Origin of the sequence: Methylacidimicrobium tartarophylax (genome assembly GCF_902143375.2) — a bacterium.
GTDB lineage: Bacteria > Verrucomicrobiota > Verrucomicrobiia > Methylacidiphilales > Methylacidiphilaceae > Methylacidimicrobium > Methylacidimicrobium tartarophylax.
In genome coordinates this window covers 1-9,949 of sequence record NZ_CABFVA020000133.1, presented here as the reverse complement: position 1 = coordinate 9,949, position 9,949 = coordinate 1, and the positions used below count along the sequence as shown (strand labels likewise).

At 62.2% G+C, this 9,949-nt stretch carries 12 protein-coding genes; 3 read left to right on the top strand and 9 right to left on the bottom strand.

What is annotated here, in order from left to right; translation table 11 throughout:
* Nucleotides 1–89 precede the first annotated feature (89 nt).
* From MAMT_RS11160 to MAMT_RS11125, 8 genes are all read right to left on the bottom strand, one after another.
* On the bottom strand, nucleotides 90–680 hold the full coding sequence (locus tag MAMT_RS11160) for a hypothetical protein (RefSeq protein WP_142661100.1): 591 nt from the start codon (nucleotides 678–680) through the stop codon (nucleotides 90–92).
* Between the two features lie 2 nt (nucleotides 681–682).
* The gene (locus tag MAMT_RS11155; protein ID WP_142661099.1) at nucleotides 683–1,825 is read right to left on the bottom strand and encodes an AAA family ATPase; all 1,143 of its coding nucleotides are present in this window, start codon (nucleotides 1,823–1,825) and stop codon (nucleotides 683–685) included.
* A 107-nt stretch (nucleotides 1,826–1,932) separates the two neighbouring features.
* The gene (locus tag MAMT_RS11150) at nucleotides 1,933–2,520 is read right to left on the bottom strand and encodes a phosphoribosyltransferase (protein WP_142661098.1); all 588 of its coding nucleotides are present in this window, start codon (nucleotides 2,518–2,520) and stop codon (nucleotides 1,933–1,935) included.
* 21 nt (nucleotides 2,521–2,541) lie between these two features.
* A complete protein-coding gene (ribD, locus tag MAMT_RS11145; RefSeq protein ID WP_142661097.1) occupies nucleotides 2,542–3,618 on the bottom strand; it encodes a bifunctional diaminohydroxyphosphoribosylaminopyrimidine deaminase/5-amino-6-(5-phosphoribosylamino)uracil reductase RibD in 1,077 nt (358 codons plus the stop codon).
* Entirely contained in the window at nucleotides 3,569–4,417 is an 849-nt protein-coding gene (gene ftsY, locus MAMT_RS11140; protein ID WP_142661096.1) for a signal recognition particle-docking protein FtsY, read from the bottom strand. Before ftsY ends, ribD begins: the two co-directional genes overlap by 50 nt.
* Nucleotides 4,414–4,860, bottom strand: a complete 447-nt coding sequence (gene nusB, locus MAMT_RS11135) for a transcription antitermination factor NusB (RefSeq protein ID WP_178087098.1) — start codon at nucleotides 4,858–4,860, stop codon at nucleotides 4,414–4,416. The genes ftsY and nusB overlap by 4 nt, the downstream gene beginning before the upstream one ends.
* Nucleotides 4,861–4,928: 68 nt before the next feature.
* Nucleotides 4,929–5,336 carry a 6,7-dimethyl-8-ribityllumazine synthase gene (gene ribH, locus MAMT_RS11130; RefSeq protein ID WP_142661094.1) on the bottom strand — a complete coding sequence of 136 codons (408 nt, stop codon included), beginning with the start codon at nucleotides 5,334–5,336 and terminating at the stop codon, nucleotides 4,929–4,931.
* A 259-nt stretch (nucleotides 5,337–5,595) separates the two neighbouring features.
* Entirely contained in the window at nucleotides 5,596–6,570 is a 975-nt protein-coding gene (locus MAMT_RS11125; RefSeq protein ID WP_142661093.1) for an acetyl-CoA carboxylase carboxyltransferase subunit alpha, read from the bottom strand.
* A gap of 142 nt (nucleotides 6,571–6,712) precedes the next feature.
* Between MAMT_RS11125 and MAMT_RS11120 the strand changes: the two genes are divergently transcribed.
* Genes MAMT_RS11120 through accD form a run of 3 tightly spaced genes read left to right on the top strand, consistent with a single transcriptional unit; the run spans nucleotide 6,713 to nucleotide 9,103 of the window.
* Complete coding sequence (locus tag MAMT_RS11120) at nucleotides 6,713–7,561, top strand: CPBP family intramembrane glutamic endopeptidase (protein WP_178087097.1); 849 nt, start codon at nucleotides 6,713–6,715, stop codon at nucleotides 7,559–7,561.
* On the top strand, nucleotides 7,519–8,193 hold the full coding sequence (locus tag MAMT_RS11115; RefSeq protein ID WP_142661091.1) for a ComF family protein: 675 nt from the start codon (nucleotides 7,519–7,521) through the stop codon (nucleotides 8,191–8,193). The genes MAMT_RS11120 and MAMT_RS11115 overlap by 43 nt, the downstream gene beginning before the upstream one ends.
* Before the next feature lie 19 nt (nucleotides 8,194–8,212).
* The gene (gene accD, locus MAMT_RS11110) at nucleotides 8,213–9,103 is read left to right on the top strand and encodes an acetyl-CoA carboxylase, carboxyltransferase subunit beta (protein ID WP_142661090.1); all 891 of its coding nucleotides are present in this window, start codon (nucleotides 8,213–8,215) and stop codon (nucleotides 9,101–9,103) included.
* A gap of 18 nt (nucleotides 9,104–9,121) precedes the next feature.
* Here the strand turns inward: accD and MAMT_RS11105 are convergent.
* The coding region (locus MAMT_RS11105) for an AIR synthase-related protein (RefSeq protein WP_246186673.1) at nucleotides 9,122–9,949 on the bottom strand (828 nt) is incomplete at its 5' end.

The window sequence follows — 9,949 nt, the reverse complement described above, 5'->3', positions numbered from 1 at the left end:
TCATACAGCTCCGGGAGAAAATCTGCAGCCCGCCTTGCATCCAGGCCCATCCGCCGCGCCTCGGGTACGAACTTTGTGAGACATGCAGACTAGAGCCTCCTCAGTCGCTCGATCGCGTATTGGAGGCTCTCCGAACGCTCGGCCGCTCGGTCCGGCCGCCAGAGGCGACAAATAAACTCGGTCATAAACGACGGATAAAGCGGTCCGGTCTTTCTCCCACTTCCTGGACGTGGAACCATGTCCGTGCGAATTTTTCGATTCCTCGAACCGCCGGCAAGCTCCACCACCGCTGCCTTCGGGTCGGGCAGTTCTTCCGGATTCGACGGGATTCTAGTCTGATCGATTTCCAAGTAGCGGGAGATATGGATCGCATCGGCAAGCAACCAGGCTTCTACGGCCCGCACGGCCACGCAAAAGCAGAACCGGGGCTCGGACGCAGGAAGCCAATCCTTCCGTAACAACGGAGCGCAATCGGCATCTTGGTCGAGATCGATCAGAACCATCCAACGTTTGTAACGTGCGGCCGTGACGTAGCCGTTGAGCCCCTTTCGGACATTGGTCTTCCCATGTTTGATGTAAATCTCGCCGGGGCTTGCTCCAACGTGCGCGATCAGCTTTTTCGCGACGGCCTCATCGACAGAGCCCTCGACCGTAGCGCAGATGGTGCTCCCGACGGACATCGTCAAGGATCGAGGGCCAAGAACAGTTGTTCCGGCTCGGTTGGCCCCGTCTTCGGAAGAATCGCTTCGGCGAGGTTGCTTCCTCCTCCGAGCAGCGCTTTGATCTCCGGAAATTCGGCCGCCAGCTTTACCTCGGTGCCCTCGGCGGAGGGCCGAAGTAGGAGCACTTCGTCCAATCCTATGCCTTCGTCCGTAAACAAGTCTTGGGAATGGGTGCTCAGGAAGATCTGCCGCCCCGTCTGTCGCTGCGCTCGAGCGAGCATTTGAGGCAAAACTCGAACAATCCCCGGATGAAGGGAAAGCTCGGGCTCCTCGAGCAGCAGGGGTCCCCCTTTTTCGAGGATGGCCCAGAGAAGTCCTATCAACCTCAAGGTCCCGTCCGAAAACTGGTTCTCCTCTTGCCAAGCCCCCTGCGGTCTCCAGTGCTCATACTTGCCGTGAAGGTGCGGCGTCCCTTTTGCATCCCGCTCCATCTTGATCTCGACGAGTTGAGGAACCGCGCCCGAAAGAGCTTTCCGGATCCTCCCCAGCCGAGCATTGCGGGTCCGTTCCTGGGTCTTGGCGATCTGCTCGAGAAAATCGCCTCCGAACGGGTCGTTCGTCCTCCCCACCGAGCGGTCGGGCTCCCGCACGAGCTGCGGGACGATGTGCAAGTAGCGGATCGAAGCGAAAAAAAAGGCAATATCCCGGAACGGCTGGTTGACATTGACCTGCTCGAGATAGGTTTGCGTCAGTCGCTCGGAATCCCTTTTGTCCTCGTCGTTGGGCCGGTCGAGCACCACTTCTCCGTTGTGCTCGACCCTTTCTTTCTTCACGGCAGGAGGACGTTGCTTGTCCTGGTTGAAGGCAAGCTGGTATTCCCAACGATCTCCACCGGTATCCTGCAGAGATGCGCGGATTTCGACGTCCGAATTGCGGCGGGCGGACAAGCAGCGAATCGCGCTCACGCCCCAGCGCCGGTCGATGGCTTCTCGAAAGCCGCCTCCGGGCAGTGCGAGATCCCGAAGAAAGCGAAAAGCGTCGAGAAAATTCGACTTCCCCGAAGCGTTCGGGCCGACCAGAAAGAGCCGATCTCCGATATCGACCTCTACTTCGAGGAAGTTCTTCCAGTTCTGCAACCAGAGTCGGCAAAACTTGAGGCTCATCTCCTATCCTGGTCTCTCCTTAGATAGTCCCATACTATACCCCACTACGCCTGGCCATAAACTTTGACGGATCTCCCGCCCGTATCCCGGCTCACCGGAAGGACACCCTACCCCGCACTTTCCGCGCCCCCAGGAAGAATCTTCTCTTCCTCGAGCATCCGGATCGAGCTTAGGCCGCGATAGCGCCCGTTGTAATCGAGTCCATAGCCGACGACGAACCGATCCGGAATCTCGAAGCCGACCCAACGGGGAACCGGAAACCCGGGAGGACGCGCTCTCTGCTTTGCTAGGAGGACACAATACTCCACCGAGGAGGCGCCCAGGGCGCGGAGCCGCTTCTCCACCGCCGAGAGGGTGCAGCCGCTATCGAGGATATCGTCGACCACGAGTACCCGGCGACCAGCAAACTCCCCTCCTTCCGCCTCCAATCCCTCCGGGTTGCCGCTCGAAAGGGTTCCTCGGTAACTCTTCACCCGCCAGAACACGACCTCCGTCTCCGGCGGCAGTTCCCGCAAGAGATCGGCCGTGAAGAGAAGGCTGCCGTTGAGCAGGCCGACGATCGTGAACGGGACCGGGGAATAGGCGGTGTGAATATCGGCCGCGAGAGCTTTAACCCTCTGGCGAATCACGCCTTCCGAAAGGAGGAGGCTCCCGATTTCCGATTCACGGCTCTCCTTGAAAACTCGACGATGCACGCGCCTCCCTCCCCGATCCGCTCAACCCGCTTCGTTGCCTTCGTAATCGATCCGAATCCCTCGAAAGAAGAGATCGTCGCCCAACCGCTTGCGCTCCTTCAACCGAAAATGCGCACCCAGAAGACGATGAGGTGAATCGACCGATAACGGCCCCTCCCCGAGGATCATCGGACAAAGGAAGAGAGCGACCTCATCGATGAGTCCTTCGGCCAAAAGACTTCCCGCAAGCTTTCCGCCCCCTTCGACCAAGACCCGCAAGACCCCCCGCCGACCAAGCTCCTTAAGGAGCATGGGCAACGGGAAGTTTTGGAAGACCAGCGTGCGTGCCCGAACGGAATCGGTAAAGAGGCGAAGCTCCTCCGGCAGCCGTCCGGATCGACTGACCACGACGCGCCACGGCTGCGGCTTGCCTTTCCTGCCCGGCAAACGGACGGTCAGCGCCGGATCGTCCCGTCGGGCGGTTTCCGCTCCAATCAAGATTGCGTCGGACTCCCACCGCAGCCGGTGGGCCATCCGGCGGGAAGCGGGGCCGCTGAGCCACCGGTCATCCCCGGTTCGCGTGCCGATCCGTCCGTCCAAGGAGGAAGCGCTCTTCTGCACGACCCACGGTCGGCCGCTACTGATCCAGCGAACAAACGGACGGTTCAGATCCCGCGCCTCCTCTTCGAGCAGATCCTGCGCGACCTCGACTCCCTCGCCTGCGAGCAGGGCAAGACCTCGCCCTTGGTGAAGAGGATTCGGATCGACCATTCCCACGATGACCCGCGCAATCCCCTCCCGGAGGATCCGATCGACGCAGGGCGGCGTCCGCCCCGTGGTGCAACAGGGTTCCAGCGTTACATAGAGAGTGGCTCCCTTCGGGAGATTCCCCTTCCGGTGAGCATCCTCGATCGCTTCGACTTCCGCGTGAGGGAGCCCGGCGCGCCGGTGGAATCCTTCGCCCAGAACCTTCCCCTCGCGGACCAGCACGGCACCCACCACCGGATTGGGACTTGCCGTGCCAAGCCCCTTGCGGGCCAGCGCCAAGGCTCTCCGCATCCAGCGGGCGTCAGCCTCCGAAAAACTCTTCGACATACCGCTCGGAATCGAAGCTCTCAAGATCCTCGACCTTTTCCCCTGTCCCGACGAAGACCGTGGGAATGCCCAGCTCTTCCTGGACTGCCGCAATCATCCCGCCCTTGGCGGAGCCATCCAGCTTGGTCACGATCAGCCCGGAAAGCCCGACCGCCCGATGAAACTCCGCTGCCTGCGAAAGGGCGTTGGTTCCTACCGTGCCGTCGACCACGAGCCAGACGTGATGGGGGGCCTCGGGATCCCGCTTGGCGAGCGTCCTCCGGATCTTTCCCGCCTCCAGCATCAAGTTGCTTTTGGTGGCGAGGCGGCCCGCCGTATCGACGATGAGCAGTTGCGCCTTCTCCTCTTCCGCCTGCAGATGCGCCCGAAAGGCCACGCTCGCCGGATCTGCTCCGGGGCTCCCGGCCACGAAGCGCGAGCCGATCCGCCGAGCCCACATCTCCAACTGCTCGACCGCGGCAGCCCGGAAGGTATCCGCCGCCGCCAGCACGACCCGCTTTCCTTCCTTCCCGTGGAGAAAGGCCAGCTTTGCCGCCGTCGTCGTCTTCCCTCCGCCATTGACCCCGACGAGCAAAATGACTTCGGGCCTCTCCGGGTTCGCAACCTTCGGGGTGTGAGCGGTGAGAATCCTTCGCAGCTCCTGGCGGATCCGCTCTTCTGCCTCCCTTGGCTTACGGGTCAGACCCTCGTCGCTCAACAGCCGGGTCAGCCTCTCGGTCAGTGCCAATCCCAAATCGGCCTCGAGCAGCAGCGCCTCCCAGTCGACCTTCTCTCCTGCTCCCGGCGTAAACTTTTCGACCAATTTCCGCCAAAAGGTCTTCACGCTTCTCCTCCTCCATCCTGAATCGCTCGAAGCGGCCGGTTCACGTCGCGCAGCGCTCGGTCGAGGACTCCGTTGACAAATCTCCCCGACTCTTCGCTGCTCAACTGCTTCGCCACCTCCACGGCTTCATTCACCGAGACGACCGGGGGGATTTCCCCCCGGAAGAAGAGCTCATAGAGAGCCACCCGGAGAATACTCCGATCAACCGCCGCCAATCGCTCGATCTGCCAATTCTCCACATACTCCTCGATCCGCTCATCCAGAGAAGAGACATGATCGATCGCGCCCAGGATCAAATCCTCGGCGAACCGGCGAACGGATGCGCTGGCTGGACTCAGCGCCCAAAAGTCCTCCAGGATTTCGCGGGAAGCCGGCTGCTGCCGGATTCCCCACTGATACAGAAATTGCACGGCCCGGATCCGGGCCGTTCTCCTCGGCGACATGCTTCCCTTCTTTGCAGCCATCCCAAGCTCCCACGGGCCCTCTGACACGTTCCTCCTTCGCCGACTGCTCAACTTCCGTGAGTCAGTTCGGCCACGGCAAGCGCCGTGCGGGCCCCTTCCCTTCCGCGGGAAAGCTCGCCCATGGTTCTCTCCCGAACCTCGGCTTCGCTCTTGACGGAGAGCACCTCGTGGATCACCGGAACATCTTCTTCCAGAGCGATCCTCATGAGGCTGTCGGTCACCGCACGCAAAATTTCCTGCGCGTGCAGAGTTTCTCCCTGCCAGACTACGCCCAAGGCCAGGATCGCATTGTACTGTCCTGTGTGGGCGAGCCGCTTGACCTGGAGCGGAATCTCGAAGCTTCCCGGAACCCGACAGAACGTAACCTCATGCCCCTGCAACTCGGCTTCCGCCTCCGAAACCAAGGCGTCGCAATACTCCTTGTGATAACTGCTCGCCACGATGGCAAAACGCATATTTCCCTCCCTGAGAGGACGCCCAGACGACCTCTTCCTCAACTATTTTTCTATCCTCCCGCCCGCCGCTGCGGCGATTCGCCTGCATTTCTCACAAAGTTCGTACCCGATGCGAAACAAATGGCCGGGAAGCCAAGGCGAGGTCTACGGAAGCGGAAGGAAGCCAAAGACATGCCGCAAGGAGGCAAAACCCGGCGAGAGTGCCTGCCAAGCCGATCCACTGGGCAAGCCGCAGGAGAACGCTCGTAAGAAAGGCAGGTCAGACCGAACCGTTCTCGTCTTCCTTCCAGACCCCGTAGCGGCGAAACTTCTCGTACCGCTCACCGAGCAGATCCTCGCTGTTCCGGCCGCAGATCTCATCGAGCGTGTCGATCAGCGCCTTCTCCAGAAACTGCGCCGCCTTCTCCCAATCCCGATGGCTGCCTCCTTCCGGCTCCGGGAAGATCCGGTCGATCAACCCCATCTGGTGGAGATCCTGGGCCGTCAGCCGCAAGGCTTCAGCCGCTTGAGGAGCATGGGCGCGGCTCTCCCAAAGGATCGCTGCACACCCTTCCGGGGAAATGACCGAATAATACGCATTTTCCGACATCAGGATTCGGTCGGCCACTCCGATGCCGAGGGCGCCTCCGCTCCCTCCTTCCGCCAAGACCACCGCCACGATCGGCACGGGCATTTGCGACATCTCGGCCAGGTTCTCGGCGATCGCCTGTCCGATATGGCGCTCTTCCGAGCCTACCCCGGGATAGGCTCCCGGCGTATCGATAAACGTCACGATCGGGAGCCCAAAGGTGGCCGCCAGCCGCATCACGCGAAGCGCCTTGCGATAACCTTCCGGATGGGGGCAGCCGAAGTTGCGCCGCAGATTCTCTTTCAGGTTCCGCCCTTTTTGTTGCCCGACGAAAGCCACCCTCCGTCCGCCGAAGGTGGCCAAGCCGGCGATCATCGCGGGATCGTTGCCGAACGCCCGGTCGCCTCCGAGCTCGAGGAACCCCGGGGCCAACCTCTCCAAAAAGTCGAGGGTATAAGGCCGCTGGGGATGGCGTGCGATCTGGACGCGCTGCCAGGCGGTCAAGCTGGCGTAAACCGAGTGGCGTGCCTCGCCCAGTCTCCGTTCCAGACTGGCAATCCCTTCCTTCCAATCGCCCGGATTCTCCTTGGCTCGCGCCTTCAGATTTTCCAGGGCGCGCTCCATCTCCCAGATCGGCTTCTCAAATTCCAGCGGCGTCGTCGTCACCTACCCGTGAAGCATAGGAGCAGGGGACCGCGCGCGCATTAGAAAAAATCAAAACGGTCCCCAATTCCCTTCTCCTCGCATGCGGATCTCCCCCATTCTTCTTGCGGGAGAGGCGCCTTCCCGCAAATGCTCGCCGTCGTCCATGCCTTCGCCCGAGCGCTCCTCCTCTCCGCTCCCGGCCTTCCTCGCCTACCTTCTTGCGATCTTCTTGGCCGCCACCCTGTTGAGCCCAGCCGTTCATGCGCTTCTCAACCCTATGTATCCCGCTCCGGCCGGGCGTTACTTTCGCCGCGTTCTCGAGCTGTCGGCTCTCCTCCTCTTTCTGCCCTTCCGCAAGAAGATGGGCATCTGCTCTTGGAGCGACGTCGGCTTCTCCCGACCCGTCCTCCGCCCCTTCCTTTGGGGATGTCTGCTCGGTTTTTCTTCCGGCCTAGTCTGCCTCCTGCCGCTTCTTCTCTCCGCTCTGGGCGGCCATCCGGCGGGAATCCACTCCGATCCCGCTTCCTTCGCGGCTTGGCTGGGGCGTGGCCTCCTCGTTGCCCTCTCCGAGGAGTTACTTTTCCGCGGGATCTTCTTCACCATCCTTTTGCGTAGCCTCGGGCCCCTCCCCGGGCTCCTCGCCAGCGCACTGCTTTTTTGCCTCGCGCATTATTTGCATGCCGCCCCGGACGAGACGGGAGGCCCGCTCACCCTCTTCTCGGGTTGGAAGCTCCTCTCTGCCCACCTCGCGCCGATCCTCTCGTTCTCCTGGTTCGACCTGCAAGGACTTCTCCTCTTTTCCGCCGGGGCGACTCTCGCCACCGCCTACCTCGTGAGCGGTGCGCTCTGGCTGCCGATCGGGATCCATGCTCTCTGGGTCACCCTTCTCTACGGCCTGGCGGCCCGACCCGCTGGGTCGCCCCTGGGCTGGTGGAGCCCCTTGGTGATTGCCCTTTTGGGAGTTTTGCTGTGGATCGCCTTTGGACGGCATCGGCATGGACGAATCGCCTAGCCGGCGACCTGCTCGATCTTCTCTTTCCCCCTCGCGCGGAGGAAGGACCCCTCCGGGAGCACCTCCCTCCTTTTTGCGTCCGCTGCTGCGCACCGGGATTTCTCCTCTGCCCGCGCTGCCAGGAGACCCCCCCTAGCTTCCTCTGGGCCCGCGCTCCCTACCGCTACTCCGGAGCGGTCAAGCGAGCGGTCTTGCAGCTCAAGTACGGCAAGCAGATCGATCGGATTCCTTGGCTGGCCGAGCTGCTCGAAATCGGATTCCGAACCTATGCCGCCACCTTCCCTTGGGATGCGCTGATTCCGATTCCGCTCCATCCGGTTCGAGAGCGATCCCGTGGCTTCAATCAGGCGGAGGAGATCGCGCGTCTCCTGGGCAAGCGGCAAGGGATTCCCGTCCAAAAGGCCCTCCTTCGCGTCCGGCCGACCCCACCCCAAGCGGCCCTCCCGCGTGACGAACGCTCGATCAACCTCGAGGGCGCCTTCCGCCCGCAAAGGAATTTTGACCTTGTCGGCAAAAATCTGCTACTAGTGGATGACGTAATCACGACAGGAGCGACGGTACGGGAGTGCGCGGCGCGGCTTTCGGAGTCGGGGGCCGGGTTGGTCTGCGTTCTGGCCGTTGCGCGCTCCTAGCCGAATCGGTCCCTCCTTCATGAACAAGAATCACGATCGCCATCGAGCGCCGCGCATCCCCTCCGGCCCAAAGCGCGATATTCCCGAAGGGCTTTGGATGAAGTGTCCGGAGTGCGAGCATATCCTCTATATCAAGGAACTCGATCAGAATCAGAAGGTTTGCAAGCACTGCCAGCACCACTTCGCCCTTCCCGCTCGCGAACGGATCGCCCTCCTCCTCGACCCGGACAGCTTCCGGGAGACCGACTCCTCCCTCTCCTCGGTCGATACCCTCCGTTTTCAAGGCGTCAAAAGCTACGCCGACCGGCTCGCCCATTATCGAGAGAAGAGCAGCCTCTCCGACGCGGTGATCTGCGGAGCGGGACGAATCGAGGGGAAACCGATCTCCCTTGCGTTGATGGACTTTCAGTTCCTCGGCGGAAGCATGGGTTCGGTCGCGGGCGAAAAGATCACCCGGACGATCGAGCGCGGCACCCGAGAGAGGCAGCCCGTCGTGATCGTCTCCGCTTCCGGGGGCGCCCGCATGTACGAGGGGATGCTCAGCCTCCTGCAAATGGCCAAGACGAGCGCCGCCCTCGTCCGGCTCAAGCGAGCCCGAGTCCCCTTTCTCTCGATTTTGACCAACCCGACGATGGCGGGAGTGACGGCGAGCTTCGCTTCCCTGGGAGACATCATCCTGGCCGAGCCGAAAGCGATGATCGGCTTTGCCGGAGCCCGAGTCATCCGGGAAACCACGCACCAGGAGCTTCCCAAGGGCTTTCAGACCGCGGAGTTCCTCTACGAAAAAGGCTTGATCGACCAGATCGTCCATCGGCATCGCCTTCGTGCCGTGATCTCGTCCTTTCTCGACTACCTTGCCCCCGCTCCCTGCCCAAAGGAGAAGCCCGTGGCGACCGCCGTCGCGGAATAAACTCCCGCCCTTTCTTGTCTATTCGAACTCGTCCTTGGGGGACATGAGCCCCGGGAGGGCACCGCTCCAGATCCGTCCAAGCTCCCCCACCTCGATCTCCAGCCGATCCTGAGCCTGCTCCAGCCGCAGCAAGGAGCCCCCGACCCGTCCGATCGGCTCGACGGCGATCTCTCGGCGCGCACACTCCTCGATGACCCCCTTCTCTTCCTCAGCAGCCACGGTGACGAGCACCCTTCCCTGGCTCTCTCCGAAGAGAAGTTCCTCCGCCGTCGGCGACGTCGGCAGGGAGACTTCCGCCCCCAAGCGACCGGGTCCGGCCAGAGACGATTCCAGGAGAGCGATCGCCAGCCCTCCGTCGGAGAGGTCATGAGCACTATGCACGACTCCCCGAGCGATGAGCAGCCGAAGCAGAGACAGAAGTGCGATTTCCCGCGCCAGATCGACTGCGGGAGCCGACCCCTGCCGCCAACCGAGAAGGTCCCAGGCATAGATCGAGCCGGAAAGCCCCTCACCCCATCCCCCCAGGAGCAGCAGCCGATCTCCTTCCCTTTGAAAGCCCATGGGGGTGATCTCTTCTTCCCGCTCGATCTGACCGATTGCCGCGACTACCGGAGTGGGCAGGATCGCGCCGGAGGGGGATTCATTGTAGAGGCTTACGTTTCCTCCCGTCACGGGAAGGCCGAACGCCCGGCACGCCTCCGCGATCCCCTCGACCGCTCCCCGAAGCTGTCCAAACGCTTCCGGCCGATAAGGATCTCCAAAATTGAGATTGTCGGTGATTCCCAGAGGGCGCGCTCCGCTGGCGGCGAGATTCCGCACCGCTTCGGCGACCGCGGCTCGCCCGCC

Bases quoted from the DNA above. Each gene is read 5' to 3' on its own strand.
- MAMT_RS11160 (WP_142661100.1), bottom strand. From the start codon at position 680: ATGTCCGTCGGGAGCACCATCTGCGCTACGGTCGAGGGCTCTGTCGAT.
- ribH (WP_142661094.1), bottom strand. From the start codon at position 5,336: ATGCGTTTTGCCATCGTGGCGAGCAGTTATCACAAGGAGTATTGCGAC.
- MAMT_RS11120 (WP_178087097.1), top strand. From the start codon at position 6,713: ATGCCTTCGCCCGAGCGCTCCTCCTCTCCGCTCCCGGCCTTCCTCGCC.
- nusB (WP_178087098.1), bottom strand. From the start codon at position 4,860: ATGTCGCCGAGGAGAACGGCCCGGATCCGGGCCGTGCAATTTCTGTAT.
- MAMT_RS11155 (WP_142661099.1), bottom strand. From the start codon at position 1,825: ATGAGCCTCAAGTTTTGCCGACTCTGGTTGCAGAACTGGAAGAACTTC.
- accD (WP_142661090.1), top strand. From the start codon at position 8,213: ATGAACAAGAATCACGATCGCCATCGAGCGCCGCGCATCCCCTCCGGC.